Raw genomic sequence first — 26,675 nt, forward strand, 5'->3', positions numbered from 1 at the left:
GGATCGATGGACCGTCGAACGATGATCAAGGGCGCGAGCGCCACGGTAGGGCTGGGGCTCGGCATGGCGATGAGTGCGCGGAGCTACGCGCGGATCAAGGGCGCGAACGACCGGCTCAGCGTCGGGATAGTCGGCGTGAACGGGCGCGGGCAGGCGCATATGGGCGCCTTCACGAAAGTCCCGAACGTCGACATCACGCATTTCTGCGACGTCGATTCGGTGGTGCTCGCCAAGCGTGCGGGCGAGTTCGCGGCGCGCGGCAATCCGGCGCCGAAAACCGAAGGCGATTACCGCCGCCTGTTCGACAACAAGGCGGTGGACGTCATCACCATTGCGACGCCGGACCATTGGCATGCCAAGCTCGCGGTCGACGCGATGAAATCGGGCCATCACGTCTATTGCGAAAAGCCGATCGGCATCGCGCCTGCCGAGGGCGAGGCGATGATCGCTGTGCAGAAGAGCACCAAGCGCATCTTGCAGGTCGGCAACCAGCAGCGCTCCAGTCCCGAGACGCGGCAACTCCTCGCGCTCGTCCAGGCCGGCGAGCTGGGTGATGTCTATGAAGCGCAGACCTGGTACGCTAACGATCGCAAGACCATCGGCAAGGGACAGGTGACGACGCCGCCCGCCAATCTCGATTGGGATATGTGGCAGGGGCCACGCCCGCGCGGGCCGTACCGGTCGAACCTGGTCCCCTATAACTGGCATTGGTTCTGGAAATACGGCACCGGCGAAACCTGCAACAACGCGATGCACGAACTCGATGTCGCGCGCTGGTTGATGGGCCTGACCTATCCGAAGACCGTCTCCGCGCAGGGCGCCAAGCGCTTCCATGCAGGCGACGACTGGGAGATGTACGATTCGCTCGCGCTGGACCTGAATTACGATAACGACCGTACGATCCGCTGGAACGGGCAGAGCTGCAACGCGATGCTGACCTATGGGCGCGGACGCGGCGTGCTCCTGCTTGGCACCAAGGGATCGGCTGTGGTCGATCGCAACGGCTTCGAACTCTATGATCTGGCAGGCAAGTCGACCCGGCAGGTGGTGGCCAAGGCGACCTCGGAGACCACCGGTACTGTCGGCGAGGGCATCCTCGACGTCTATCACGCGGCGAATTTTGTCGATGTGATCCGCGGTCGGGCGAGTGCACTCAATTCGCCGATCGCGGAAGGGCATATCAGCACGACGCTCTGCCATCTCGGCAATATGGCCTATCGCACCAACAGCGTGCTGACCGTCGATACGACGACCGGCAAGCCCGCCGGCGCCGAGGCGATGAAGCTGTGGTCGGTCGCGTATGAACCCGGTTGGGAGGTCAAGGCCTGACGTGAGCGTTGTCGCGCAGGTCGAGCGGTTCGTCGCGATGGGGACCCGGATCGAACTTCACCTTTTCGGCAGCGGCTTCGCGGATGTGCTGGTCGCGGCGCGGCGCGCGATCGAGAGCGTCGACGATGCGCTGACCATCCATCGACCGTCGCCGACCACCGCGGTCAATGACGGCCTGCTTGCCGGCCGGGACGTCGCGATCGACGATCCAGTGCTCATCGAGGCGCTGATCGCGATCCAGGCAGTGCACGCGCTGACCGAGGGGCTGTTTGATCCCGCCATTGATCACCGGTTCAGCGGGGCGGGGTGGGGCGACGTCGTCTTCGATTCGCGCATGGCACGGATCGCGGCAACTCGACCGCTCGCTTTGGATTTTGGCGGCTTCGGCAAGGGGTTCGCGCTCGACCGGGCGTGCGCGGTGTTGCGCGATGCGGGTGTCGTATCGGCCTGTCTTTCGGCGGGAGAGAGCTCGATCGCGGTCGTCGGCGAGCATCCGCTCGGGGGTGGCTGGCCGTTCGCGATACCGCACCCGCTGCTGGAAGGCGCGGTGCTTGTCGAACTCGAACTGCTCGACGAGGCGCTGTCGATCTCGACGACGGTGGGCGCGGGTACGCACGCCCCCGAGCGGGCGGCGATGATCCGGCCCAGTGACGGGGCGATCGTCACCGCGGCACGCTGTGCGGTGGTCGTCGATCGAAGCGGCGGCACGGCGGAGGCGCTCAGTACGGCGCTGCTTGTCGCCGACGATGATCGCGCGCAACTGTTGCTCGACGGTGGGCCGACGCGGCGTTTTCTGTATGACCTTTCCCAAGAGGCGGCGCCGACCGTCGACGTAGCGAGGATGCACGCGGCATGACCGACAAGGATTTCGACCTCACGCGGCGATCGTTCATCGACCGCGTGATGATGGCGACCGCGGGTGCGGGAATGGCGGCGGCGGCGCCTTGGGCCGTTTCCGCGGCCTCAGCGGCGGATGCAGATCCGGTGAAGACGAACCCGGTCCGGCTCGGCGTGATCGGCACGGGCGACCGCGGCCGTACGCTGATCCAGAACATCGCCAAGACGCGCAACTGCACGGTCGTGTCGATCTGCGACACCTATGCGCCGAATCTGGTGAAGGCGCGGCAATGGGTCGGCCCGACGACGCGCGTTTTCAGCGATCACCGCGCGATGCTCGACGCCGGCGGAATCGATGCGGTGGTGATCGCGACGCCGCTCCACTTGCACGCGCGGCATAGCTTCGACGCGTTCGACGCGGGGCTGCATGTGTGGTGCGAAAAGGCGATGGCACGTACGATCGCGGACTGCGGCGCGATGGTGAACCGCTCGCAGGCGGCGAACAAGGTGCTGCAGATCGGCCACCAGCGGATGTTCCACCCTACGTATCTGAACGCGCTGAAGCGCGCCAAGTCGGGCGAGATCGGATCGCTGACGCAGATCCGGGCGAGCTGGCACCGCAACAATGCCTGGCGTCGTGCGGTGCCTGCCGACGCCACCGATCGCCAGATCAACTGGCGCCTGTACCGCGACAGTTCGGCGGGGTTGATGACCGAACTGGCGACGCACCAGCTTCAGGTCGGCAACTGGTTCTTCGACGCGGCGCCGACGCGGGTGATCGGCTCGGGCAGCATCTGCTTCTGGAAGGACGGCCGCGAGGTCTACGACCATGTCGCGCTGATCTACGAATATGCCGGCGGGCGAAAATTCATCTACACATCGCTGCTGAACAACGCGCGCTATGGCTGCGAGGAGCAGATCCAGGGTAGCAAGGGCACGATCGAGCCCGAACTCGGCCGCATCTATCAGGAAGTACCGGCCAAGGTGCTGGCGCTGCAGCGGATGCAGAAGGATGTCGCGCGAGGTCACAAGCGGACCGTGCCGATCGGCGGCGCCACTTGGTTCCCAGAGCTGCCCGTGACGACGCCCGGCGAGTCGCTCGGTTGGGGCGAGTATGACGAGACGATGCTGCAGTTCGAGGGGTTCGGCGAGGCCGTGCGCGCCGGCAAGCCGCTGCCCGGCCTGCTGCGTCAGGCCTATCAGGCGAGCGTCGCGTCGCTGCTCGGCGAACAGGCGATGGACCGCGGCGAAGCGATGACCTGGCCGACGAATCTGGTTGCGATCTGACAAGGGGAATTGACTGTGACCGATACCAACCGACGCGGAATTCTCGGGCTTGGCCTGACCGCCGGACTAGCCGCCGGGTTCGCCGCCGACGCGTTCGCGCAATCCGCCACCCGCGGCGACGCGCCGACCGAAAGCGCGGTCGCGCGCCCGGTCCCCGAAGCCAAATACCGCGTCCCGTTCGCGGTGATCGGGATGGACCACAACCATATCTATGGCATCACCGATGCGATCATCCGCGGCGGCGGGGTGCTAACAAGCTTCTACGCGACCGATCCGAAACAGATCGCGATGTTCAAGAAGCGCTACGGCGACGTGAAGCTCGCCCGGTCCGAGCAAGAAATTCTAGACGACCGCGCGATCAAGCTGGTGTGCAGCGCAGCGATCCCAAGCCTGCGCGCGCCGCTGGGCATCCGGGTCATGCGTGCGGGCAAGGATTACCTCAGCGACAAAGCGGCGGTGACGACGCTGAAGCAGCTCGCCGACGTTCGCCGCGCGATCAAGGAAACCGGGCGCAAATACGGGATCATGTATTCCGAACGGCTCGAGGTGCCCGCTGCGGTGATGGCGGGGCAGCTTGTTCACGACGGCGCGATCGGACGCGTTATCCAGACGGTGAACCTGGCGCCGCACCGCCTGTCCGCCGCGAGCCGTCCCGACTGGTTCTGGGACCCCGCGCAGAACGGCGGTATCCTAACCGATGTAGGAAGCCACCAAGCCGACCAGTTCGTATATCTGACGGGAAGCAAACGCGCGCAGGTGCTCGCCTCGCAGACCGGAAACTTCGGTAACCCTGCGCATCCCAAGTTCGAGGATTTCGGCGACATGATGCTGAGCGGCGATGGTGGCGCCGGTTATGTTCGCGTCGACTGGTTCACGCCCGACGGCCTGCCGACCTGGGGTGATGGCCGCCTCTTCATCCTCGGCACCGAGGGCTATATCGAGCTTCGCAAATATGTGGATATCGCAGGACGACCGGGCGGCAATCACCTGTTGATCGCCGATAAGAAGGGCACGCGCTACCTCGATTGTTCGAAGGTGCCGCTGCCGTTCGGGCCGCAGTTCGTGACCGACCTCGTCGAACACACGTCGGTCGCGCAGGATCAGGACGGTGCACTGCTCGCGGCCGAGCTCGTGCTGACCGCGGAAGCACGCGCGATGCCGGCAAGGCGATGAACCGGTGAACGGGCGGATCGACAAACGCATCGCGTCCCTTCGCGTCGTGTCGATGATCGGTTTCGGCATCGCGTTGGCGTCGGTAGCGCAAGCCGGGGTCGGCAAGGATCACGTATCGTTGAGCCACTATGTCGATCCGATGCTCGGTACGGGCGATGACGACCAGGGCGATACGATCCCCGGTCCGACTCTGCCTGCCGGATCGATCCATCCGAGCCCGAACACGATCGCGTCAACGACGAGCAATGCGGGCTATGACCGCGACGCACCGCTCAGCGGATTTGCGCAACTTCATACGCAAGGGTCGGGCGGCACACCGAGCTATGGCACATTCCTCGTTTCGCCTCAGACAGGCACGTTGGAGATGCTGGAGGCCGATCACCTCTCGCCCAAGCGAAGCGAGCATGCGGCTGCCGACGGCTATTCGGTGACCCTGACGCGCTATGGCACCGATGTAGAGATTGCCCCGGCACACCATGCCGCGCTGTACCGGTTCACGTTTCCCCAATCCGGCGACGCGCACCTGCTGTTCGACGTTACCCGCAAGATCATGGGTGAACTGGGGAGCGCGGGTGCCGAGGTGACGCTGTTTCCCGACGAAGGGAAGATCGTCGGACGCGTACGCACCAAGAATTACTGGTCGCCCGCGCAGGTCGATATCTGGTTCGTCGCGAAGGTCGATGCGAAACCGACGGCGTGGGGCATCGAGCGATCGAACGTGCGACAATCGGGTGCGACCAGCGGTAGCGCCCCTGCCGATCAGCCGCTGCGCGCCTGGTGGACGTTCGGGAATGCCGATCGCAAGCCGATCGAGATGAAGATCGCTGTCTCCTTCGCCAGCGCCGAGCGTGCGCAGGAATTGCTTGACGAGGATATGCCGGGCTGGGACATGGCTGCTGTCCGGATGGCTGCGGCCAAGGCCTGGAACGACGCGTTGGCGCGCATCACGATCGACGGCGTTGGCAGAGCAGATCGTCGCCGCTTCTATACATCGCTGTACCACAGCGCGATCCAGCCTCGCGATCGCACGCGGGATCAGGTCGAAGCCGAGCGGAGTTCGCCGCTGTACGACGACCATTACACGTTATGGGACACGTACCACACGCTCTATCCGCTGATGTCGATCGTCCGGCCGGCTGAGTATGCCGGCGTGATTGGATCGTTTATCCGGATCTGGGAACGGTATGGTGCGGCGGATACCGCTTTCATCGCTGGCCGCAATTTTCATGTCGGGCAGGCGGGCGACGAGGTCGACAATGTGATCGGCGAAGGTTTCCTGCGCCGCGTACCCAGCGTCGACTGGAAGAAGGCCGCCGACGTTGTCTTGTTCAATGCGTTCGAACGCCGCCGGCCACGCTATCTGGTCGATGGATTTTTCGCGGTCGACGATCGCAGTCCGGAGGGAATGCCCCAGCGATCGCGGTCGGGTTCGGCCACCATGGGCATGGCGCTCAACGATTTTTACGCGGCAAGGCTTGCGGCTGGCACGGGACACCCCGACGCAGCTGCGGTGCTGGAAAAACGGTCCGGAAGCTGGCGTAACGTCTGGGACGCGACCGTAGCAAGCGATGGCTATACGGGGTTCATCGCGCCTCGCTTTGCCGATGGCCGCTTCCAGCCAAACGATCCGAAACGGGGTTGGAACGGAAAAACCCATGAGAACTTCGGCTTCTACGAAGGTACGGGGTGGATCTACTCCTACGCGGCAGTCCACGATATCCCCGGTATGATCGCGATCATGGGAGGACGCGAATCTTTTACCAAACGCCTGCAACATGCCTTCGACGCGAAGCTGATCGATTTTACCAACGAGCCTTCCTTCTCGACGCCCTGGCTGTTCAGCGAAGTCGGTCGGCCCGATCTCGCAAGCTATTACGCAGACGTCGTCTTCAATCGCTTCACCGCGGACGCCTATCCTGGCGACGAGGACAATGGCGCGATGAGTTCGCATTACGTCTTCAATCGTATCGGACTGTTTCCAAAGCTCGGCAGCGACCTCTATTATCTCCACGCGCCTCATCAACCGCGGACCCGGATCACTCTCGAAAATGGGCGATCCTTTTCGATCGTGGCGAGGGGGTATGGACCGGAGACACGCTATATTCGCGGAGCGAGGTTGAACGGCCGATCGCTCGACGCGCCGTTCGTGTCGCAGGCCGAGATCACCAACGGCGGGACGCTTGAATTGGAACTCGGTCGCAAGCCGAATAACTGGGGCCGGCAGACGGCGTCCCAGCCGCGGTAGCGGAATGGCCGGAACGCAGACCGTCTGCAGGCGAGCAACAGCCGTCAACTATGGCCAAAATCCAGCGTCGCCCGCTCGCCGTTCGGGTAAAACATTATCTCTTCAACGGTCTAGATCACCAACTCCAACCCATTCCCGCCCCGAACGACCTCAATCCTGAGCGCGGAGCCATGGTCGCCGGCTGCCCGATCTGTTGAATCATAAAACAAGACTAGCTCCGCGCCCGGAGCGAGCCTGAACCTCGAAGTGGACAACTCAAGGTTCACCAAAAGCGGTACGTCGGCGTCGCAATGTCCCCTGCCGATTTGCGAAAAGGCGGTCGCGAGCGACTATGCCGAGTTCGAACGACGTGCCACAATCGACGCTTGATCCGCACAAGCGGACGCGAAGGAGATGGGATGCGGATTCGCTGGGAAGCGCTAGGTCTGGCGTTGCTGGCCGGCTGTACGGTGTCGCAGGACAAGGCGGCGGGGACGACTGCGACACCGGCGGCGAGCGGTGTTGGCAAAGTCGACGGCGCGTATCTGACGACCGGCGGAGACGGTAGCGACTGGGCAGCGACCGGGTATAATTACCAGGAGCAGCGCTTCAGCCCGCTGACGCAGATCAACGCATCGAACGTCGGCAAGCTCGGTCTCGCCTGGTCCGCCGACTTGCCCGATGCGCGCGGGCAGGAGGCGACGCCGATCGTTATCGACGGCAAGCTGTTCGTGACCGGGCCGTGGTCGAAGGTGTTCGCCTACGACGCGGTGACGGGAAAGCCGCTGTGGACCTATGATCCCGGCGTCGACAAGGCGAAGGCCGTCGATGCGTGCTGCGACGTCGTCAATCGCGGCGTCGCGGCGTGGAAGGGCAAGCTGTATCTGGGCACGCTCGACGGCAGGTTGATCGCGGTCGACGCCGATACCGGCAAGCCCGCCTGGTCGGTCCAGACTACCGATAACGCGAAGCCGTACACGATCACCGGCGCGCCGCGCGTCGTGAAGGACATGGTGCTGATCGGCAACGGCGGCGCGGAGTTCGGCGTGCGCGGCTATGTCACCGCGTATGACGCGGCGACCGGCGCGAAGAAATGGCGGTTCTACACCGTCCCGAACGCGACCGGCGCGGCGGACGGCGAGGCATCCGACGCGGTGCTGAAGGCGAAGGCGGGATCGACGTGGTCGGCCGGCGGGCAGTGGAAACAGTCGGGCGGCGGCGGCACGGTGTGGGACGCGATCGTCTACGATGCCGAACTCGACCAGCTCTATATCGGCGTCGGCAACGGTAACCCTTGGAATCACGGTTTGCGCAGCGAGGGCAAGGGCGACAATCTGTTCCTGTCCTCGGTCGTCGCACTGAAGCCGGAGACCGGCGCGTATTTGTGGCATTATCAGGAGACGCCGGCGGAAAGCTGGGACTTCACCGCGACGCAGCCGATCATCCTCGCGACGATCCCGATCGGCGGGGTCCAGCGGAAAGTGCTGATGCAAGCACCCAAGAACGGCTTCTTCTTCGTCGTTGACCGCAACAATGGCAAGCCGATCGCCGCGAACAAGTTCATCAAGTCGGTGAACTGGGCGGACCGTTATGGCCCCGATGGACGTCCGGTCGAGACGGCGGCGGCGCGCTATTACAGGACGCAGAAGCCGTTCGTCGGCGTGCCGTCGGCGCTCGCCGCGCATAACTGGCAGCCGATGAGCTTCAGTCCGAAGACCGGGCTCGTCTATATCCCCGCGCAGGAGGTCGGGCTGGCGTATATTCCGCCGCTGACGCCGCAGGATGCCGCGCGCCAGCCGCTCGGGTTCAACGTCGGGCTGAATTTCTCCGAAGGCATGCTGCCGCATGATCCGAAGGTGATTGCGGGGGCGACCAAGGCGACCGTCGGCGCGCTGGTCGCGTTCGATCCTGTCGCGGGGAAGGAACGCTGGCGGGTCGATTATCCGGTGCCGTGGAACGGCGGCACGATGGCGACCGCGGGCAACCTCGTCTTCCAGGGCACGGCGCTGGGCGAGTTCCGCGCCTATGCCGCCGACACCGGCAAGCAGGTGTTCGCCTATCCGGTGCAGTCGGGAATCATGGCGGGCGCGAGCAGCTTCGCGGTCAATGGCGTGCAATATGTCGCGGTGACCACGGGGCGGGGCGGGTCGTTCCCACTCGCGGCGGGCTATGCGGGCGGTGCCGCGCGGACGGTCCCGAACATCCCGCGCGTGCTGGTGTTCAAGCTCGGCGGCACAGCCAAACTGCCGGCGTTGCCCGCGACCACGCCCGTCGATTTCACACCGCCACCGCCTGCGGGAACACCGCAGCAGATCGCCGAGGGCAAGGCGCTGTTCGGCCGCAACTGCCAGGTCTGTCACGGCGCCAATGCGGCAGGCGGCGGCGTGACGCCCGACCTGCAACGCTCGGCGACGCTCGCGAATGCAGACGCGTGGAAATCGGTGCTGATCGATGGCGTGCTGAAGGACCAGGGCATGGTCAGTTTCGCGCGCGTGATGACGCCGGAACAGGCGCAGTCGGTGCGCTACTACGTGATCGGCGAGGCAAACTGGGCCAAGACCAATCTACCCGGCGAGACAAAGAAGTGACCGCCGGGCCGCTTGCGGGCGTCCGGGTCGTCGAGTTCGACGCGATCGGCCCGGTGCCGCTGGCGGCGATGATCCTCGCGGATTTCGGCTGCGAGATCGTCCGGATCGGGCGGGCAGGGCGAGTCCCAAGTCCCAGCGCCGACGGTCCGATCCTCGGACGCGGCCGTCGTTGCATCACGCTCGACCTGAAGAACGCGGCGGATCGCGACACCGCGCTGTCGATCGTCGCGTGCGCCGACGTGGTGATCGAGGGCAACCGGCCGGGGGTGATGGAGCGGCTCGGGCTCGGTCCCGATGCGTGTCTCGCGGCCAATCCAAAGCTAGTCTACGGCCGAATGACCGGGTGGGGCCAGACCGGGCCACTGGCGCAGACCGCCGGGCACGATATCAACTACATCGCACTCACCGGCGCGCTGCATGCGATCGGCGGTGCCGACCGGCCGGTGCCGCCGCTGAATTTGATCGGCGATTATGGTGGCGGGTCGATGCTGCTCGCGCTTGGCGTGACCGCAGCGCTGGTTTCGGTGCGGACGACCGGGACGGGGCAGGTGGTCGACGCGGCGATGACCGACGGCAGCGCATTGCTGATGACCATGTTCTACGCGATGCACGCGGCCGGCTATTGGCGCGACGCGCGCGAGGCTAATTTGCTCGATGGCGGCGCGCCCTTTTATCGAACCTATTCATGTGCGGACGGCGGGCACGTTGCGGTCGGTGCGATCGAGCCTGCGTTCTTTGCTGCGCTGCTGACCGGTCTCGAGATGGACTCTGCCGGAATCGACCAATCTGATCGAACTGCCTGGCCGGCGCTGGCAAGCCGCTTCGCAACCCGGTTCGCAGAACGATCACGCGACGACTGGGCGGAGGTCTTCGCCGGTACGGACGCCTGCGTGACACCGGTCCTCTCGCTCGCTGAAGCGCCGCACCACCCCCACAACCGCGCACGCGCCACCTTCGCGGCACCCGCCGGGCCGATGCAGCCGATGCCAGCCCCACGCTTCTCCGCGACGCCGGCCGAGACAGCGCTAGTCGAAAATACCGATAGCGCTACGATCCTGAAGGCATGGACGGAGTGACAATCCAGAGGGCTCCAATTAGCCAGAGGACCCCTCAATTAGAGTGCCAATCCCCGTCGTTGACCGGCGGGGAAACGTATCGATGCGTCCGTCGGTGCGGTACGCGAGACAGGCTCGTGCGCAGGCGCCATGCGCAACGCGGTTCAGGCCGCCTCGGCCCGCCCTTGCAGCGCACCCGGATCGAAAATGGTGATCGCGCGGCCGCCGGGGAGGCCGATCACGCCGGCGGTCTTGAGCCGGGTCATCTGACGGCTGACTGTCTCGATCGTCAGCCCGAGCACGTCGGCGATCTGTCCGCGCGTGAGCGGCAGGTCGAACGTCGTTGGCCCGTCCGGCGTCGCGCGGCATCCCGTCGCATTGGCGCGCAAGGCCATGTCGAGCAGGAAGCCCGCGATTTTCTCCTGCGCGGATTTACGCGCGAGCGACAATATCCGCGTGCGGGCGACACCCAGCGCCGCCAGTGTCCGCTGCAACAACAGCCGTTCCATCCGCGCGTGATCCTCCAGCACGCGTTCGAACGCGTCACGCGGGAAGATGCACAGCTCGGACTCGGTCAGCGCGGTGATCGTGAAGTCGGCCTGGCCGGCATAGGGCTGTCCGACGAAATCTGCGGGATACAGCAGCCCGACGATCTGCTCGCGACCATCGGGCGTGGCGGCTACCAGCTTGAGCAAGCCTGACAGCAGATTTGCACAAATAATGCTCTCGTCGCCCGCCCAAATAAGCGTCTGGCCACGCGCGATCTTGCGACGACGGCCAAGCGTATTCAGGGCGCTCAACTCGACATCGTCAAGACTGCTGCACAGGGCCTTGTCGCGGACCGCGCAGTCCGCGCAGATGTCGTGGTGAGCCATTGATCCAGTATAGTATGAAGGCCCGCGATATCCGCGTGAAATCTTTACGCGTGCGTTACGACTTTTCCGCTGCGTCTTGGTCGTCTTCAATCGGCAGGTGGAACTCATGCCAGATACCGTTGAGAATACCGAAGCCGACCGCGAGTCCGAGCCCGAGGACCCAAGTGAAATACCACATGATCAGATGTCCTTAGCGTTCGCGGTCAATAGAAATCGGGGTTGGTTGCGACTTCTTGCGTCGTCACGCGGCCGAACATTACCTTGTACGCCCAGGCGGTGTAGGCGACCACGATCGGCAGCAGCACGGCGGTAACGAACAGCATGATTCCGAGCGTCTTGGCGCTCGACGACGCGTTCCAGACGGTGAGGCTGGAATGCGAGTCGATGCTCGACGGCAGGATGAAGGGGAACATCGACAGCCCGACGGTCGCGATGATGCCGACAGCCGAGGCTGACGATCCCGCGAACGCCGCGCTCTCCGATCCGCGCCGGATGCCGAACAATGCGAGCGCTGCGCCGCCGAAGCCGAGCACGGGGGCTATCATCATCCACGGATACAGGGCGTAATTGGCGAGCCACCCGCCACGCGAAATTTCGCTGGTCGTGCGAAGCGGGTTGGACGGGCCCGACGGATCGATCGCGCCGACGATGCGGTAGCCGATGTCGCCATACGCGACGAACGCCCAGCCAGCTGCAAACAGCGCCAACGAGGTGAGTCCGGCAACCGTGCCGAACTTGCGCGCACGATCATGCACGACGCCATGCTCGACCTTGATCGCCAGCCATGCGCTGCCGTGAAGTACGAGCATCGCGACCGACAACAGCCCGCACAACAGAGTGAACGGCGTGAACAGGCCGAGGAAGCTGCCGTCGAAGAACGCGCGCAGGTCGCTGTCGAGGCGGAAGGGGGCGCCCGACAGGACATTGCCGACCGCCACGCCGAATACGAGCGCGGGGACGAACCCGCCGACGAACAGCGCCCAGTCCCAGCGCGACCGCCATGCCGCGTCGGGCCGCTTCGAGCGATATTTGAATCCGACCGGGCGCAGGATCAGCGCTGCCAGGACAAGGAACATCGCGAGGTAGAAGCCGGAAAAGCTGATCGCGTAGACGAACGGCCACGCTGCGAAGATCGCGGCACCGCCGACGATGAACCATACCTGGTTGCCCTCCCAGGTCGGGCCAATCGCGTTGATCACCATGCGCCGCTCGGCATCGGTGCGCCCGACGAACGGGAGCAGCGCCGCGACACCGAGATCGAAGCCGTCGGTCAGCGCGAACCCGATCAGCAACGTGCCGAGCAATACCCACCAGATCAGACGCAGCGTTTCATAATCGAACATCGTCGTGTCTCCTGTCAGGCGGTGATGGCAGCGGCAGGGATCGGGCCGGGTGCCGGCTGCGGATCCTCGTCATGCTCGAACGGTCCCTTGCGGATCGTCGCGAGGATCAGCCGCACCTCGATGACGGCGAGCGTGCCGTAGATCGCGGTGAAGCCGATGATCGTCGTCCACAGCACACCGCGCGTCAGTGACGACGCGGCCAGGAAGGTCGGCAGCACGCCCTCGATCGCCCAGGGCTGGCGACCGATCTCCGCCAGCATCCAGCCAAGCTCGATCGCGATCCACGGCAGCGGGATCGCAATGACCGCGAGCTTCAGGAACCAACGTGTCTGCGTGTGCATCCGCAGCGACGTCAGCATGAACGCGGCACCGAACAGCGCGATCATGAAGAAGCCGATGAACGCCATGATCCGGAAGCTCCAGAACATCAGCGGCACGTTCGGCACGACGTCCCACGCGGTCGCGGCGATAAGTTGCGGGCTCGCCATGCGCGGATCGGTGACGTGGCGTTTCAGCAGCAGCGCATAGCCGAGGTCGCGCTTGTGCGCCTCGAACCGCGCGCGCTGCGCGAGGTCGGTACGGTCGATCTTGAGGTGCTGGACAGCATCATAGGCGATGACGCCCGATGTGATCCGCTCCTGCGCCTTGAGCACCAGTTCAGACATCCCCGTCACCTCCTTGTCGAGGCTGCGCGTCGCGATCAGGCCGAGCACCCAGGGCACCTGCACCTCGTAGCGGGTCTCGCGTAAGGCGACATCGGGCAACCCGAACAGCGTCAGTCCGGCGGGGGCGGGGGCGGTGTGCCAGGCGGCCTCGATCGCGGCGAGCTTCATCTTCTGGTTGTCGGTAAGCGCATAGCCGCTCTCGTCGCCGAGCACGACGACCGACAGCGAGCCGGCAAGCCCGAACGCCGCGGCGACCGTCATAGAACGGCGCGCGACCGCGGTGTAGCGCCCCTTGAGCAGCCAGAAGGCGGAGATGCCAAGCACCACGACCGAAGCGCAGACATAGCCCGCGCTGACGGTGTGGACGAACTTCGCCTGCGCGATCGGGTTGAACAGCACCGCGCCGAAATCGCTGACTTCCATCCGCATCGTGTCGGTGTTGAACTCCGCGCCGGTCGGGTTCTGCATCCAGCCGTTCGCGACCAGGATCCACAGCGCCGACAAATTGGTGCCGAGCGCGACCATGAAGGTCACGAACATATGGCCGAGTTTCGACAGGCGTTCCCAGCCGAAGAACATCAGCCCGACGAACGTCGCCTCGAGGAAGAACGCCATCAGCCCCTCGATCGCCAGCGGTGCGCCGAAGATGTCGCCGACATAATGCGAGAAATACGACCAGTTGGTGCCGAACTGGAACTCCATCGTCAGCCCGGTAGCGACACCCAGCACGAAGTTGATCGCGAAAATGCGGCCCCAGAACCGCGTGATGACGCGCCAGATCGGCCGGTTCGTCATCACGTACACGGCTTCCATGATGACCAGCATCATCGACAGCCCGAGCGTCAGCGGCACGAACAGGAAATGGTACAAGGCGGTCAGCGCGAATTGCAGCCGCGACAGATCGATGACCCCAAGGTCCATTTTACGTTCCCCCACATTGCCGTCGACGGCCCTGCCTGGGCGCAGGACTAGCCGCGGGCGGCGACGCGAACATTGACCGCGGTCAAAGACGCGCGCGGGCTTGGCCTCGCATGCGATTGGCATGAATAGTATCGCCAAAGATCACGCGCGCATTTCCCGTGCTTATCTGAAGGAGGTCATCGCTGTCGGCGGCGGTGGGCGGCTGTCGACGAGCTTGCTCCTGCTCGACACGCTAGCGGCCATCGGATTCGCGGCTGGGCTTGCTGGTGGGGTCGTCGCGGTTCCGCAGGGTGTCGACGCGCTGCTGCCCTGGGCCTTGCTGGCAGGTATCTCGGCAATCGGGCGAGGCACTTGCGCGATGCTGGCGGCGCGCGTCGGCGCAGGCGGTGCCTACCGGGCGAAGACGCGGCTGCGGCGCCGGATCGTCGACGCGGCGCTGCACCGCGTGCCGGGATCGGCCGCGACGACGGGCACGCTGTTGAGTGCGGCGGTCGACGAAATCGATGCGATCGACGGCTATGTGTCGCGCTTCCTGCCGGCGCGGATGGCTGCATCGATCGCGCCGCTGATCGTGCTTGGCGCGACTGCCTTCGCCAGTCCGATCGCGGCTGCGATCCTGGTGGCTACGTTCTTTCCGTTCCTCGCTGCAATGATCCTGGCAGGCAGTGCCGCCGCGGATGCGTCACGTCGTCAGTTCGTCGCGCTCGCTCGCCTGTCGGGGCTGTTCGCGGATCGGATCGGCGCGCTGCCGATCGTGCTGGCCTTTCGTGCAGAGGCGCGTGAGGCTGCAGCACTCGGCGAGGCTGCGGAGGATCTCGCACGGCGAACGATGCGCGTGCTCCGCGTCGCGTTCCTGTCGTCGGGCGCGCTGGAGTTTTTCGCCGCGCTGTCGGTTGCGCTCGTCGCGATATATGCCGGGTTCAACCTGCTGGGCCTGCTTCCATTTCCGGTACCCGAGAAGCTTGATCTGGGCCGCGCGTTCTTCGTGCTCGCGCTCGCTCCCGAATTCTACGCGCCGATGCGGCGGCTGGCGGCGGCGTATCACGACCGGCAGGCGGCGGAGACCGCGGCGGAGCGATTGGCGGCGGTCGAGATGGCAAAGGCCGCGCCGTTTCTGGTCACGCCCGTCTGGTCCAGCGCGGTGCCGACGATCCGCTTCGAGTCCGTTTCGATCCGCTATGACGGTCGGGATCGCGTTGCGGCATCCGGCGTCTCGTTCGCGGCACACCCCGGCATGATCGTCGCGCTGGTCGGCCCGTCGGGCAGCGGCAAGAGCAGCCTGCTTCACCTGCTTCTCGGCCTTGCTCCCTTGTCCGAGGGACGCGTATCCATCGGGGATCACGACCTCGCCGGGATCGGCAGCATCGCACCGATCGCAGCGTGGATGGGGCAGTCGCCGCTGATCCTGCCCGGAACGATCGGCTCGAACATCGCGCTCGCCGACCCGAGCGCGTCGGTCGAGCGGATCGCCGAGGTCGCGCGTACCGCAGGACTGTCCCCGATGTTGCTCGCACGCGGCGGGTTGGGTGCGGTGATCGACCCACGTGGCAGCGGACTGTCCGGCGGCGAACGGCGCCGGATCGCACTCGCCCGCGCGTTGTTGAAGCCAGCCCCGGTGCTGTTGCTCGACGAGCCGACCGCGCATCTCGACGCCGACTCCGAAGCGCATTTGATCGCTGCGATCGCGCGCGCCTGTGTCGGGCGCACCACGATCATCGCGACGCACAGTGCGCGGCTCGCTACGATTGCCGACGTCGTCATCGACCTCGGAGAGCGGACATGACGGCATTCGATACGCTGATAGCCGATGAGCGCCGCCAGCAACGCCACGGTCTGTGGCGTGCAAGCGGCTATGCGGCGATCGTCGCGATCGCCTCGGTCGTACTGCTCGGACTGTCGGGCTGGTTCATCACCGCCGCCGCGGTTGCCGGTCTCGCCGGGACGATCGCCGCGCAGGGCTTCAACTATATGCTGCCGAGCGCTGGCATCCGCCTGCTCGCGATCCTCCGCACCGCAGGACGTTACGGCGAGCGGATCGCCAGCCACGACGCGGCGTTCGGCGCGCTCGCCCGCATTCGCCCCGCGCTGTTTCTGGGCCTCGCAAGAGGCCCCGCGGATCATGCGCTGGCGCTTACCCAGGGCGAGGCGACCGCGCGAATCGTCCAGGACGTGAACGTCGTCGAGGCACAGTTCGTCCGGCTCTCCGCAGTGCCCGGCATGGTCGCAGCCCTCGCGAGTGGCTTGCTCCTATGTGCCTTGGAAGGGTGGCGACCGGCGATCGCGCTGGCGTCGTGCCTGGCCGGTCTGTTGGTGCTGGCAACCGTGCTCGCCCGACGCCTCGAAGCACCCGGCCGCGAAGTGCAGCGCGCGACCGGCGCGTTGAAGGGCATTTTCGCCGGAGTTGCCGATGCTGCCGCCGAACTGCGCTGCTACGGGGTCGAGGCGCGGGCGATGGCGGCGGTCGACGCGTGCAGCCTCCGTCTCGCGGATGCCCAACGCGCGCAGGCTAAAGTGGCGGGCTGGTTCGAGTTCATCCAGGCGGTCGCTTTAGGTTTGGCGGGACTATCCGCTCTGGTACTCGCTGCCCCTGAGGGAGCACCGATTGCAGCCTTGTGCGCTTTAGCTGCGGTTATGACGATCGACGCGGCGGGGCCGGTGTTGCGAAGCCTGGCGCAGCGGAGCGCGCTGCGCGAGGCGATGGCTCGGCTGAACGACCTGCTTCCCGGCATGGGCGAAGAGGACGAAACGACCGCGTGCGCAATTGCTCCGTCGATCGGTCTGCTTGGCACGCACCTGCCGGCGGGCACGCGGGTCGCGCTGACCGGTGCATCCGGGACAGGCAAGACCACGCTCGTAGAGGGTCTGCTCGGCTTGCGAACGGTGGAACCGGGCACGGCGTTCATCGATGGTCACGACATTACCAACGTCGCTCTCGCGGTCCGCCGCGCGACGTTCGGCTGGGCGCCACAGGACGCGGCTCTGCTGGCCGGCACGATCCGCGACACACTGGCGCTCGGCGATCCCTTGGCCGACGATACCGCAATATGGGCGGTTCTAGCCGACGTCGCGCTGACCGATGTTATTCAGGCGCTCCCGAACGGGCTCGACAGCTGGATCGGGGAACATGGCGTGAGGCTGTCGGGTGGCGAACGGCGCAGGCTCGCGCTCGCCCGCGCCTATCTCGTCCCGGCACCGTGGTTGTTGCTCGACGAACCGACCGAAGGCCTCGACGCCGACACCGAACGCCGGATCGCCGAGCGCCTGTCCGCCCGGCTCGCCAGAACACGACAGGGGCTCGTCATGGTCAGTCACCGTCCGGCGATGGTGGCGCTGTGCGATCTGCAGCTTGTAGTCGCGCTAACGGTGGATGCGATCGACACGCGACGTGTAGCGAAGCTAGCATGAGATGCACGTCGGCCGGCTCGCGCAACGTCATCCAGCCGACGTGATACGAGCGCCGGTCGTCACAACCGGATGCCGAGTCCTATGCCGAACACGAGCGGATCGAGACTGATCGCGACGTGCTGCGTGCCGGCTGCCGTCGTCCGCAGCCGCGCGGTCGTATCGATGTCGATGTATTTGATGTCGAGGTTCAGGAACACCCGCGGCGTGATGTCGACATCGACACCCGCCTGCGCCGCCCAGCCCAGACTATCTTTCATGCGGACGTCGGTCGGTCCGACTGCGGCGACAAGCCCGTCCGACGCCGTCTCGTTCCAGAAGATTGTGTAGTTGAGCCCGGCACCGACATAGGGACGGATCCTGCCCGTCGGGTTCAGATGATATTGCGCGGTCAGCGTCGGCGGCAGCACCCAGGTCGAGGCAAGCTTCCCGATCGAACCGGTCGTGCCTGTGCGACCATCGGCGTGATGCTTGGTGGTCGACGCGATCAGTTCGAAGCCGATGTGATCGGTCGCCATGTAGGTGATATCGACTTCTGGCATGACGCTGCTATCGACGCTGACATGCTCGCCCGGAAACGCGGGCAGGACGCTGCCAGATGTCTCGTTGGGCGCGACCAGGATCGTCCGCACGCGCAGCAGCACGTCGCCGCCGGCGATGCCCTGGCGCGGTGCCGGGTCGCCCTGCGCAAAGGCAGGAGCGGTGGCGCCGACCATACCCGCACATGCCATACCGATGGCGAGGTTCTTGATCGATAAATTCATGGTCCGGCTCCCGTAGTCCAAGGCCCTTTGCGCTAGGCGCGGGAGGCTGCGCGGGCGTTGATCACGGACAAGGATCGCGTTGACGGCGATCAAAGGTCCCGCACTGGCCGTCGCCTATTTCGCGCGTCGTTACGCGTGCGAAAACTGGCGCGGTTCGCGCAGCGGCCTGCGCACGTCGCCGCGGCCTTTCTCTGTGCTGCCCGCCACAGGAGACGTGGACTGGCATGCGCGCCGTCGAGCTATCTTAGACATGTCAGTAGAAGCTCTTCGTCTTCAGGTAGATCGCTTAGCTGTCAGCCAGGATGACCTTCAGGGCGTCGGCGACAGTCATAGATCGCGCAATCCTCCAGATCGGACGGTATCGGATGAGCGGCGGCACCGACTTTAGTCATCGGTCGGATTTTCGTGGTCATTGCGCCGCTAGCCGCCGTAGCGCTCGGTTTTGATAATGGAGGCGTCCAGGCCGGCCAGCAGCGCGCCCTCGGTCGCGATGTTGACGAAGCCGTTGGACCCGCAAACGAACACGTGGCTGGGCTTTCGGTGAAGCCGGGCCACGACGTCCTGGACCATCACGCCGTCGATCCGCCGTCCGAAGTCCGATGGGCGGATCGGGTCTTCGCGCGTGATCGCCAACGCGAGGACGAATGCCGCGTCGCTGATCTCGGTGGCATGAAGCTCCTCCGAAAAGAGCACGTCTGCAGCGGTCCGTGCGGACAGGAGCAGCGCCGTTGGCACCGCCGGGGACTGTGTGCCGCGTTGTCGGATCATGGCCATCAATGGCGCGAGGCCGGAGCCTGCCCCGATCAACAGCACCGCGTCCACGGCAGGGGCACGGGCAGAGGCAGAGGCAGGGGCGGGCCACAGGAAATGGCCCCAAGTGGACCACGAAGCTCGATTTCGTCGCCAACCGCCGCGATGTCGTGAAAGAACGACGAGACCTCACCATCCGGCAGCCGCTCGATCGCAAGTTCGATGATCGGGGACGAAATTGTCGCCGACGCGATCGAGTAGCTGCGCATCGCGCTGTAGCCATCGGGCGCGGTCAGCCGGACATCGACGTGCTGCCCCGCGATGTGCGCGAACGGTTTACGCAATCGCAGGACGACGCTCTTGATGCTCGGTGTCTGCTGGACGATGTCCTCGATCGTGCATGACTGCCACGGCACGGCTTGCGCGCCGCCCTCAGTCATTGGTGTATCGCTGCTCGCGCCACGGATCGCCGTAGATATGGTAGCCATGCCCCTCCCAGAATCCCGGCTCGTCGCGCGTCGTGAATTGCAGCGCATTCACCCATTTGGCGGACTTCCAGAAGTAGAGATGCGGGACGAGAAGGCGCGCCGGCCCTCCATGGTCGCGCGAAAGCGGCTTGCCCCCATAGGTGAGCGCGACCATCGCCTTGCCCGACAGCAGGTCCGCCAAGGGCACGTTCGTCGAATACTTATCGTAGCAGTGCGCCAGCACGAAATCGGTAGGCTGATCGAGACCGGCATCGGCGAGGATGTCTTCGACGAGTACGCCCTCCCAGGCGGTATCCAGCTTGGACCAGGAAGTAACACAGTGAATGTCCTTGGTCACCTTCGTCTTCGGCAGCGCGTTGAACTCGCTCCAATTCCAGACTTTGACGGGCTTTGGACCGATCTTGACCGTGAATTTCCAATCGGAAGGCTCCACGTGCGGCGTGGGGCCGGCGGACAGGACGGGGAAATCCTCCACGAGATGCTGGCCTGGTGGAATCCGGTTCGACTGGTCGCCGCCCGAGCCGCGGCCCTTAAATCCTCTTGTGACCATTGCTAATCCCCTTGCTCGGCACGACAGGTTGAAACTGGCTTCGATTTGAGATCTCTTGCAGACTCTTAGCATCCGCAACGGGCCAAACGATCGGCCGCCAATATATACCGAGTTCTGTATCAGAATAGCGATAATATCGCCCGCTGCGAAGCGTGATGATTGCATGAGGACTATAGCGCCGGGCTGGCCTGATTTTCTAATACCCTGTTGCTATAGTTTCTATAGCATCGCAACACCGCGCCCGCATATAGGTTTCGATCCCGCTCGACGAGCCGGCTGCCTCGATTTCGCCTTCCTCGACATACGCGAAGCAGTCGGCGGGTTTTCCGGTACCGGCGACGACCGTGCCGGCGGTGGACCGTGGCGACGGCCTACAACGGCGCGACATGCGGTGTCGAAATGCGACACGCTGCATCTCGCGCGGATCGCGCCCAATGTTTTCATGCGTCGCATCCCCTGTTGCTGTCGGAGAGATGGTTGCCCAAGTGGCTAGGCTTTGGAAGTGTACTCAAACGTATTATCGGCCATGTACCGTAGATGTCTGGATCGTTTTCTTAGCTAATATGTCGGGATCGGCGATATAAAATAGCGGTAGGTATGGAAACTATGCTTCCTCGCTATTGGGAATACTATGCGTACCCCGCCATAGTTCGGGTTGAAGCAGCCTTCCGAATGCCAGTCTAATTCGGAAGACCTTTCGATCTGATCGATCAGGGCATCGGGGGCGCCGCAATCTGGAGATACCTGATGAAAGCAGTTGGTTACAAGGTTCCGGGACCCATTGCCGAGGATGCCGCGCTGGTCGACATCGATCTGCTCAGGCCCGTCGCTACAGGATACGACATCCTGGTCGAGGTGAAGGCCGTCTCGGTCAATCCGGTCGACTACAAGGTTCGGGGCAGCACCGTACCCGCCGATGGCGACTGGAAGGTGCTGGGATGGGATGCCGCCGGGATCGTGCGTGAGGTCGGCCCCGATGTGACGCAATTCGCGACAGGCGACGAGGTCTATTATGCCGGATCGCTTCTGAGGTCGGGCACCAATGCCGAGTTCCATCTCGTCGATGCCCGGATCGTCGGTTGCAAACCCGCGTCGCTCGACTGGGCGGAAGCGGCGGCGCTGCCGCTGACGGCGTTGGCGGCGTGGGAAGCGATGTTCGATCGCCTGGACGTGGCGAAGCCCGTTCCCGGCGCGGCGCCAGCGATCCTCATCGTCGGTGGCGCGGGCGGGGTCGGCTCGATCGCCATCCAGATCGCGCGACAGTGTACGGACCTCATCGTTATCACCACCGCATCCCGGCCGGAAACCGAGGAATGGGTGAGGGGGCTCGGCGCGCACCACGTCATCGACCATTCACGGCCGCTCGCCGCACAGGTGGCCGCGCTCGGCATCGGCGCGCCCGCGTTCGTCTTTTCGATCACGCATACCGATCAGCATGTCGCCGACATCGCCGAACTGATCGCCCCGCAAGGACGGTTCGCGCTGATCGACGATCCTGTCGCCCTCGATATCATGCTGTTCAAGCGCAAGGCGGTGTCGATCCACCACGAGTTGATGTTCACACGGTCGATCTACGGCACGCCCGACATGCATGAGCAGGGCGAGATCCTCGATGCGCTGGCCGTGCTGGTCGACGACGGCAAGATCCGCACGACGCTGACCCGGACTCTGTCGCCAATCAATGCCGCCAATCTGAAGACGTCGCATGTGCTGATCGAAAGCGGCGCGACGAGAGGCAAGATCGCGCTCGAAGGCTTCTGACGGCAATCGCCGCCAACATCGTTTCCAACCTCAGAATCGGAAAAACCCATGGCCAAATCCATCGCCACCGCATCGATCAACCGCGAAGCCGCGGTCGCCCTCATCGACGCGGCGATCGCCGCGGCCCGTGCAATCGGCATCCCGGCTGCCGTCGCCGTGGTCGACGCCACCGGGTATCTGCGCGCGTTCGAGCGCACCGACGACGCGCCGTTCCTCACCGTCGACGTCGCCATCGACAAGGCTTGGAGCTCCGCCTCGTTCGGGTTCCCGACGCACGTCTGGAACGACTATGTGACCAACGATCCGAAGGTGGCGCCGCTCGCCTATCGCCCCCGGATGGTCGCGGTAGGCGGCGGCTATCCGATCCTGGAGGACGGGAAGTTGATCGGCGGGATCGGCATTTCCGGGGGTAATTATCAGCAGGACCAGGATGCCTGCGTCGCGGCACTCAAGCAAATCGGGTTCGAGCTACCGGCCTGACGACCGCCAAGCCGACGATCCGCATCGTAATTGGAGCAGCAAATGAGCATCGACCAACGCCTGGCCCCCGAGCTGCGGGTGCAGAAATGGATCGGCCACGATGGAAACGCGATCGCGCCCCTTACGCTGTCGGATGTCGGGCCGGGCCCGAAGATCCTGTTCGCCTTCCAGCATTGGTGCCCCGGTTGCCATCTCCACGGGTTTCCGACGCTACAAAAACTGCATCGCGCATTGAGCCCCAAGGGCGTCGGGTTTGCGGTGATCCAGACCGTCTTCGAAGCCGCGGACGAGAACACATTCGAGACGTTGCGCGTGAACCAGCTTAAATATAACCTTCCCCTCGCTTTCGGCCACGATGAACCACCGACCGGGCAGGTGCTGCCGACCTTCATGGAAGACTACCGCACGCGAGGAACACCCTGGTTCACGGTGATCGATGAAGGCGGCCATATCGTCTTCTCGGATTTCCATCTCGATGCGGACACGCTCATCGCGGACCTGGGCCAGGCATAGCTTATGCAGCGAGGGCTCATCCTGACTGCTAGATTTGGGCGGTTCGACCGTCCCGCATGCGATCAGGAAATCTCATGCCAGACGCAGCGCACCCCGGTATCGTGTTCAGCCACGCGATCTACGTGCTGGGCCACGGCCTCCTTTGCGGCATCGAAAGGACCTTGATCCGTGCCCACAAGCCGGAGCGACAAGCTATCACCATCGGCTGTCATGATAAGCTGGCCACCGGGAAGCTCGATCTCTGCGGTCAGCGCATCGTAGCGAACCGGATAGGTGTGCACCCACGCCTTGGCGATCTCGGTCAGATAGCGGCTGCTATCGATCGTGGCGATGCGTGCTTCGGCTTCGAACATGTAGATCTCCCGTAGACTGTGTGCTTCGATTAAAATCGTGAAATTTCTCGAGATGTTCGCCGCGTCACAGGTCCAAGGCGGATCACGCTATGATCGCTGTCACGCGAATTTCGATGCGCATGGTGGGAAGCCCTAGCGCCTCTACCCCCAATTGCGTCCAGATCGGCGCGCGGTCGGGCATGTAGTGGCGGTATAGCCTCGCCATCGTCTCGTTGATGACGGGAGGGAAGCCGCCGACGTGATAGGAATTGACGTGGACGACGTGGCCCCAGTTTGCCCCGGCTGTCGCGAGCGTCCGTTCGACGTTCTCGAACGCCTGCGCGATCTCGTCCTCGATCGACTCCGGAATAACGAGATCGTCGTTCCAGCCGCCTTGTCCGGAAATCTCCACGCGGTCGCCGATGCGCACCGCCTGGGAGTAATGCAGCGCGTCGTGCAGGCGCGTCCCGTAGCCGGGGGTGATGAAGAACGACGGTGTCGTCATGAGCTTGCCTTTGATGAAATAAACGGCGTTCGGGAATGGCGCGTCGGTCGGTGGCCGGACCCTATTCCACGTCTTCCACGACGAGGTCGCGGCCGTTGAACTGCACGGTCTCGCCTGCTCGCGCGCCTTCGATCGCTTCGAAGATCGGTGCCATCGTGGAAATGCCCATCACGTCTCGCCCCTGACAGGTGAACCTGCTGGTCGATACGGCGATCGCGAAGTAGCGGCCGGACAGCTTGACGACAGCACCTTCCTCGACGGTCGACTTGGGGCCGAAATCGATCATCCTGAGCTTGTCGATCTTGTCGGCGTAATCGTGCAGCGTGTCGTCGAGCGCTTCAGCTAGGTCGCTGGCGATTTCGGCCTGCGCCAGTTCGTCGTTCTCGACCGGTTCGCTTTGATCGACCTTAGCGGTGAAGACATAGTCGAGGTAGTTTTCCCGGGCACTCTGCAGGGCTGCGGTCTCCAGCGAGAGCATCGTCTCTCGGATGTGCGCCTTGTTCCAGTCCATGATGACGTCCTTGCGTTACGGTGTTTCGATAGTTCGGCGGACAAGTGCTCGGCGACGTCGCTATTCATCGCTGATGACGTCTTCGCCCTGGTAGGGAACGCGGATCAGCCGGTGATCCCGGATGATGCTCGTGACGAGCCAGACATAGTCCTGCTCGGCGGTGTCGAAACCGAGGATGCTGAAACCGCCGCCGAACGGGCATGACGGGAAGTCCGGAAAGCCCTCGCGCAGAACGTAGCGCTCGGGATCGCGGTGGAACTCGTCCTTGAAGACCTTGCGCAGTCCGTGCTTGGTCGGCGCGTCCCGGTCGCTTGCCGCCACGGTTTCCCGATCCGCGACGAGCCGCTCGGACAGGTCGCGGGGACAGATTTCGGGGAACACGTCGAACGCGTCGATCAACAGGCCGCGGTGCCCGGTCGCCGGGTCGGTGATCGCGTAGATGTTGGAGGCATCCTCGCCATCATCGTCGCTTTCGAGCCGCAATGCCGCGTCGACGCGAATGGTGCAGGCTTCGATGGTCGATCCGAGTTCGAGATCGACGAGGTTGCTGTCCTTGACGCGGTACTCGTGGTCGTAGCCCTTGGCGACGAACGCCTGCACCGCTTCGAGGACGTCGGTCAGTGGGGTCGTCATAGCCACTTGGCCTTCTTGAAGCGCACGAACAGCAGCAGGCAGAACACTGCGATCACGCCGAGCACGATGAAGTATCCGTAGGTCGCGTCCAACTCCGGCATATTCTTGAAGTTCATGCCGTATATGCCCGCGATCGCGGTCGGGACCGCCAGTATCGCCGCCCACGCCGCGAGCTGGCGGGTGATCACGCCCATCCGTTGCGCCTCCAGGAGGCTGCTCGCCTCGAAGACCGTGGACAGGACGTGGAGAAGGCCGTCGACCATCGACTGGACACGGTGGAGATGGTCCGCGACGTCGCTGAAATAGGGTGTCACGTCGGCGCTGATGCAAGGGAAATGGCCGCGGACGAGCTTTCCCACCAGCTCCCCCATGGCGCCGAGCGTGCGCTGGAACCGCGTGAGTTCGGATCTCAGTTCGAAGATGCGGACGACGTCCCCTCGCTCGAGGAAGTCGTCGAGCGACCGTCTCTCCATCGCCAGGACGTCGTCCTCGATCATCTCGAAGATCGGCAGATACTGGTCGACGATGCGGTGCAGGATGGCGTGCAGGACATAGTCGACACCCTTTCGGGACAAGGTGGTCGAGCCCTCGAGTTGCGCGCGAAGGTTGCCCAGCGCACCCGCGGTGCCGTGGCGTACGGTGATGAGATGATTATGACCGGTGAAGATCGCCATCTTGCCGTAGATGATCCGGTCGCCCACCAGTGCCGCGGTCTGCGCGACGATGTAGAGTTCGTCATTATAGACTTCGAGCTTGGGCGGGCACAGCGGGTGCATCGCGTTGTCGATCGCCAACGGATGGAGGTTGTAGGTCGACTGGAGCTTGCTGAGTTCGTCGTCGGTGGGCTCGCCGAGCGCGATCCAGCAGAAGCCCGTGCGGTCTTCGCCCAGTTCGATGCTTTCATCGAGCGCGATCGCCCTGACCCGCTTGCCTTCGTGGTAATAATAGGCGGCGATTACGCTCATGCCGGCTTCGCGGGGATATGCAGGCCGCGCTGCACCGCGGGTCGCGCCAGCGCGCGTTCGAGCCACGCCTGGACGTTCGCAAAGTCGTCGAGACCGAGAATGTCGTCGGCAGCGTAGAACGCCCCAAGCGCATTTACCCAGCCGATCGTCGCGATGTCCGCGATAGAATAGTCGTCGACGATCCAGTCGCGGCCTTCCAACTGGCGATCCAGGACCCCGAGGAGACGCTTGGTCTCGTCGACGAAGCGCTGCCGCGGCCGTTTGTCCTCGAAATCCTTACCGCCAAATCGCAGGAAGAAACCAAGCTGACCGAACATCGGGCCGATCGCCGACATCTGGAAGAAGACCCAGGCAAGCGTCTCGTACCGTCGGGCAGGGTCGACGGGCATGAACTGGCCCGTCTTCTCGGCGAGGTAGAGAAGGATCGCCCCGGATTCCCACAGCGCCAGAGGCCGACCGTCGGGCCCCGCCGGATCGATGATCGCCGGGATGCGGCCGTTCGGATTGAGCGCCACGAACGCCGGGTGTTTCGACTCGTTGTTCGAGATGTCTACGAAATGCGGCTCGTACCCCGCGCCGGTTTCCTCCAGCATGATCGAGACCTTGACGCCGTTGGGGGTAGGCGTGGCGTAGAGCTGGATGCGATCGGGATGCGATGCCGGCCAGCGCTGCGTGATCGGGAAGGACGAGAGGTCGGTCATAATCTGCGATCCTGGTGCTGCGG

Annotated in this window: 26 protein-coding genes; 12 read left to right on the top strand and 14 right to left on the bottom strand. The window is 64.4% G+C overall.

Annotation, left to right across the window (positions count from 1 at the left end; genetic code table 11):
- Positions 1-6: 6 nt before the first annotated feature.
- The 7 genes from O6X71_RS10445 (at position 7) to O6X71_RS10475 (ending at position 10,514) form a co-directional block, all read left to right on the top strand.
- On the top strand, positions 7-1,329 hold the full coding sequence (locus O6X71_RS10445) for a Gfo/Idh/MocA family protein (protein ID WP_353465790.1): 1,323 nt from the start codon (positions 7-9) through the stop codon (positions 1,327-1,329).
- Position 1,330: 1 nt separating this feature from the next.
- Positions 1,331-2,185, top strand: coding sequence for an FAD:protein FMN transferase (locus O6X71_RS10450; RefSeq protein ID WP_353465791.1), 855 nt, complete (start codon positions 1,331-1,333; stop codon positions 2,183-2,185).
- Positions 2,182-3,453 carry a Gfo/Idh/MocA family protein gene (locus O6X71_RS10455; protein WP_353465792.1) on the top strand — a complete coding sequence of 424 codons (1,272 nt, stop codon included), beginning with the start codon at positions 2,182-2,184 and terminating at the stop codon, positions 3,451-3,453. The genes O6X71_RS10450 and O6X71_RS10455 overlap by 4 nt, the downstream gene beginning before the upstream one ends.
- 15 nt (positions 3,454-3,468) lie before the next feature.
- Positions 3,469-4,626 (top strand): Gfo/Idh/MocA family protein, encoded by a 1,158-nt coding sequence (locus tag O6X71_RS10460; RefSeq protein WP_353465793.1) that lies wholly within the window; start codon positions 3,469-3,471, stop codon positions 4,624-4,626.
- Positions 4,627-4,630: 4 nt separating this feature from the next.
- The gene (locus O6X71_RS10465) at positions 4,631-6,871 is read left to right on the top strand and encodes a GH92 family glycosyl hydrolase (protein WP_353465794.1); all 2,241 of its coding nucleotides are present in this window, start codon (positions 4,631-4,633) and stop codon (positions 6,869-6,871) included.
- Positions 6,872-7,269: 398 nt separating this feature from the next.
- Positions 7,270-9,438 carry a PQQ-dependent dehydrogenase, methanol/ethanol family gene (locus tag O6X71_RS10470; protein WP_353465795.1) on the top strand — a complete coding sequence of 723 codons (2,169 nt, stop codon included), beginning with the start codon at positions 7,270-7,272 and terminating at the stop codon, positions 9,436-9,438.
- Positions 9,435-10,514: a CaiB/BaiF CoA transferase family protein gene (locus O6X71_RS10475; protein WP_353465796.1), complete on the top strand. Its 1,080-nt coding sequence runs from the start codon at positions 9,435-9,437 to the stop codon at positions 10,512-10,514. Before O6X71_RS10470 ends, O6X71_RS10475 begins: the two co-directional genes overlap by 4 nt.
- Before the next feature lie 143 nt (positions 10,515-10,657).
- Here the strand turns inward: O6X71_RS10475 and O6X71_RS10480 are convergent, their stop codons facing one another.
- From O6X71_RS10480 to O6X71_RS10495, 4 genes are read right to left on the bottom strand one after another with little or no spacing between them, the layout of a single operon-like run.
- Entirely contained in the window at positions 10,658-11,368 is a 711-nt protein-coding gene (locus tag O6X71_RS10480; RefSeq protein WP_353465797.1) for a Crp/Fnr family transcriptional regulator, read from the bottom strand.
- Positions 11,369-11,423: 55 nt separating this feature from the next.
- Entirely contained in the window at positions 11,424-11,546 is a 123-nt protein-coding gene (gene cydX / locus O6X71_RS10485; RefSeq protein ID WP_353465798.1) for a cytochrome bd-I oxidase subunit CydX, read from the bottom strand.
- A 25-nt stretch (positions 11,547-11,571) separates the two neighbouring features.
- Positions 11,572-12,711 (bottom strand): cytochrome d ubiquinol oxidase subunit II, encoded by a 1,140-nt coding sequence (gene cydB / locus O6X71_RS10490; protein WP_353465799.1) that lies wholly within the window; start codon positions 12,709-12,711, stop codon positions 11,572-11,574.
- Between the two features lie 14 nt (positions 12,712-12,725).
- Positions 12,726-14,297 (bottom strand): cytochrome ubiquinol oxidase subunit I, encoded by a 1,572-nt coding sequence (locus O6X71_RS10495; protein ID WP_353465800.1) that lies wholly within the window; start codon positions 14,295-14,297, stop codon positions 12,726-12,728.
- 121 nt (positions 14,298-14,418) lie between these two features.
- Between O6X71_RS10495 and cydD the strand changes: the two genes are divergently transcribed.
- Together cydD and O6X71_RS10505 are read left to right on the top strand one after the other, a co-directional pair.
- Complete coding sequence (gene cydD, locus O6X71_RS10500; RefSeq protein WP_353465801.1) at positions 14,419-16,080, top strand: thiol reductant ABC exporter subunit CydD; 1,662 nt, start codon at positions 14,419-14,421, stop codon at positions 16,078-16,080.
- Positions 16,077-17,702 (top strand): amino acid ABC transporter ATP-binding/permease protein, encoded by a 1,626-nt coding sequence (locus O6X71_RS10505; protein ID WP_353465802.1) that lies wholly within the window; start codon positions 16,077-16,079, stop codon positions 17,700-17,702. Before cydD ends, O6X71_RS10505 begins: the two co-directional genes overlap by 4 nt.
- 59 nt (positions 17,703-17,761) lie before the next feature.
- Here O6X71_RS10505 and O6X71_RS10510 read toward each other — a convergent pair whose 3' ends face one another.
- The 4 genes from O6X71_RS10510 to O6X71_RS10525 all read right to left on the bottom strand — a co-directional run bounded on the left by O6X71_RS10510 (position 17,762) and on the right by O6X71_RS10525 (position 20,416).
- Entirely contained in the window at positions 17,762-18,463 is a 702-nt protein-coding gene (locus O6X71_RS10510; protein WP_353465803.1) for an OmpW/AlkL family protein, read from the bottom strand.
- Between the two features lie 420 nt (positions 18,464-18,883).
- On the bottom strand, positions 18,884-19,285 hold the full coding sequence (locus O6X71_RS10515; protein ID WP_353465804.1) for a hypothetical protein: 402 nt from the start codon (positions 19,283-19,285) through the stop codon (positions 18,884-18,886).
- Entirely contained in the window at positions 19,267-19,653 is a 387-nt protein-coding gene (locus O6X71_RS10520; RefSeq protein ID WP_353465805.1) for an FAD-binding oxidoreductase, read from the bottom strand. Before O6X71_RS10520 ends, O6X71_RS10515 begins: the two co-directional genes overlap by 19 nt.
- Positions 19,646-20,416: a sulfite oxidase-like oxidoreductase gene (locus O6X71_RS10525; RefSeq protein ID WP_435368466.1), complete on the bottom strand. Its 771-nt coding sequence runs from the start codon at positions 20,414-20,416 to the stop codon at positions 19,646-19,648. Before O6X71_RS10525 ends, O6X71_RS10520 begins: the two co-directional genes overlap by 8 nt.
- 582 nt (positions 20,417-20,998) lie before the next feature.
- On the opposite strand from O6X71_RS10525, the gene O6X71_RS10530 reads away from it, so the two are divergent.
- From O6X71_RS10530 to O6X71_RS10540, 3 genes are read left to right on the top strand one after another with little or no spacing between them, the layout of a single operon-like run.
- The gene (locus O6X71_RS10530; protein ID WP_353465806.1) at positions 20,999-22,012 is read left to right on the top strand and encodes a zinc-binding alcohol dehydrogenase family protein; all 1,014 of its coding nucleotides are present in this window, start codon (positions 20,999-21,001) and stop codon (positions 22,010-22,012) included.
- 48 nt (positions 22,013-22,060) lie between these two features.
- Entirely contained in the window at positions 22,061-22,492 is a 432-nt protein-coding gene (locus O6X71_RS10535) for a GlcG/HbpS family heme-binding protein (RefSeq protein ID WP_353465807.1), read from the top strand.
- Between the two features lie 42 nt (positions 22,493-22,534).
- On the top strand, positions 22,535-23,005 hold the full coding sequence (locus tag O6X71_RS10540) for a peroxiredoxin family protein (RefSeq protein ID WP_353465808.1): 471 nt from the start codon (positions 22,535-22,537) through the stop codon (positions 23,003-23,005).
- A gap of 62 nt (positions 23,006-23,067) precedes the next feature.
- Here O6X71_RS10540 and O6X71_RS10545 read toward each other — a convergent pair whose 3' ends face one another.
- From O6X71_RS10545 to O6X71_RS10570, 6 genes are all read right to left on the bottom strand, one after another.
- The gene (locus tag O6X71_RS10545; RefSeq protein ID WP_353465809.1) at positions 23,068-23,358 is read right to left on the bottom strand and encodes a DUF2218 domain-containing protein; all 291 of its coding nucleotides are present in this window, start codon (positions 23,356-23,358) and stop codon (positions 23,068-23,070) included.
- Between the two features lie 82 nt (positions 23,359-23,440).
- A complete protein-coding gene (locus O6X71_RS10550) occupies positions 23,441-23,842 on the bottom strand; it encodes a RidA family protein (protein WP_353465810.1) in 402 nt (133 codons plus the stop codon).
- Between the two features lie 61 nt (positions 23,843-23,903).
- On the bottom strand, positions 23,904-24,353 hold the full coding sequence (locus tag O6X71_RS10555; protein WP_353465811.1) for a hypothetical protein: 450 nt from the start codon (positions 24,351-24,353) through the stop codon (positions 23,904-23,906).
- A gap of 60 nt (positions 24,354-24,413) precedes the next feature.
- On the bottom strand, positions 24,414-24,986 hold the full coding sequence (locus tag O6X71_RS10560; protein WP_353465812.1) for a hypothetical protein: 573 nt from the start codon (positions 24,984-24,986) through the stop codon (positions 24,414-24,416).
- Complete coding sequence (locus O6X71_RS10565; RefSeq protein WP_353465813.1) at positions 24,983-25,951, bottom strand: magnesium and cobalt transport protein CorA; 969 nt, start codon at positions 25,949-25,951, stop codon at positions 24,983-24,985. The genes O6X71_RS10560 and O6X71_RS10565 overlap by 4 nt, the downstream gene beginning before the upstream one ends.
- Entirely contained in the window at positions 25,948-26,652 is a 705-nt protein-coding gene (locus O6X71_RS10570) for a glutathione S-transferase N-terminal domain-containing protein (RefSeq protein WP_353465814.1), read from the bottom strand. Before O6X71_RS10570 ends, O6X71_RS10565 begins: the two co-directional genes overlap by 4 nt.
- Between the last annotated feature and the right edge of the window lie 23 nt (positions 26,653-26,675).

This window comes from Sphingomonas faeni, from assembly GCF_040407505.1.
Taxonomy (GTDB): Bacteria; Pseudomonadota; Alphaproteobacteria; order Sphingomonadales; family Sphingomonadaceae; genus Sphingomonas; species Sphingomonas faeni_E.

Excerpts from the sequence above, each read along its gene's own strand:
- O6X71_RS10445 (WP_353465790.1), top strand. The coding sequence starts at position 7 with ATGGACCGTCGAACGATGATCAAGGGCGCGAGCGCCACGGTAGGGCTG.
- O6X71_RS10455 (WP_353465792.1), top strand. The coding sequence starts at position 2,182 with ATGACCGACAAGGATTTCGACCTCACGCGGCGATCGTTCATCGACCGC.
- O6X71_RS10470 (WP_353465795.1), top strand. The coding sequence starts at position 7,270 with ATGCGGATTCGCTGGGAAGCGCTAGGTCTGGCGTTGCTGGCCGGCTGT.
- O6X71_RS10480 (WP_353465797.1), bottom strand. The coding sequence starts at position 11,368 with ATGGCTCACCACGACATCTGCGCGGACTGCGCGGTCCGCGACAAGGCC.
- cydX (WP_353465798.1), bottom strand. The coding sequence starts at position 11,546 with ATGTGGTATTTCACTTGGGTCCTCGGGCTCGGACTCGCGGTCGGCTTC.
- cydB (WP_353465799.1), bottom strand. The coding sequence starts at position 12,711 with ATGTTCGATTATGAAACGCTGCGTCTGATCTGGTGGGTATTGCTCGGC.
- O6X71_RS10495 (WP_353465800.1), bottom strand. The coding sequence starts at position 14,297 with ATGGACCTTGGGGTCATCGATCTGTCGCGGCTGCAATTCGCGCTGACC.
- cydD (WP_353465801.1), top strand. The coding sequence starts at position 14,419 with ATGAATAGTATCGCCAAAGATCACGCGCGCATTTCCCGTGCTTATCTG.
- O6X71_RS10505 (WP_353465802.1), top strand. The coding sequence starts at position 16,077 with ATGACGGCATTCGATACGCTGATAGCCGATGAGCGCCGCCAGCAACGC.
- O6X71_RS10510 (WP_353465803.1), bottom strand. The coding sequence starts at position 18,463 with ATGAATTTATCGATCAAGAACCTCGCCATCGGTATGGCATGTGCGGGT.
- O6X71_RS10520 (WP_353465805.1), bottom strand. The coding sequence starts at position 19,653 with ATGACTGAGGGCGGCGCGCAAGCCGTGCCGTGGCAGTCATGCACGATC.
- O6X71_RS10525 (WP_435368466.1), bottom strand. The coding sequence starts at position 20,416 with ATGCAATCATCACGCTTCGCAGCGGGCGATATTATCGCTATTCTGATA.
- O6X71_RS10530 (WP_353465806.1), top strand. The coding sequence starts at position 20,999 with ATGAAAGCAGTTGGTTACAAGGTTCCGGGACCCATTGCCGAGGATGCC.
- O6X71_RS10535 (WP_353465807.1), top strand. The coding sequence starts at position 22,061 with ATGGCCAAATCCATCGCCACCGCATCGATCAACCGCGAAGCCGCGGTC.
- O6X71_RS10540 (WP_353465808.1), top strand. The coding sequence starts at position 22,535 with ATGAGCATCGACCAACGCCTGGCCCCCGAGCTGCGGGTGCAGAAATGG.
- O6X71_RS10545 (WP_353465809.1), bottom strand. The coding sequence starts at position 23,358 with ATGTTCGAAGCCGAAGCACGCATCGCCACGATCGATAGCAGCCGCTAT.
- O6X71_RS10550 (WP_353465810.1), bottom strand. The coding sequence starts at position 23,842 with ATGACGACACCGTCGTTCTTCATCACCCCCGGCTACGGGACGCGCCTG.
- O6X71_RS10555 (WP_353465811.1), bottom strand. The coding sequence starts at position 24,353 with ATGGACTGGAACAAGGCGCACATCCGAGAGACGATGCTCTCGCTGGAG.
- O6X71_RS10560 (WP_353465812.1), bottom strand. The coding sequence starts at position 24,986 with ATGACGACCCCACTGACCGACGTCCTCGAAGCGGTGCAGGCGTTCGTC.
- O6X71_RS10565 (WP_353465813.1), bottom strand. The coding sequence starts at position 25,951 with ATGAGCGTAATCGCCGCCTATTATTACCACGAAGGCAAGCGGGTCAGG.
- O6X71_RS10570 (WP_353465814.1), bottom strand. The coding sequence starts at position 26,652 with ATGACCGACCTCTCGTCCTTCCCGATCACGCAGCGCTGGCCGGCATCG.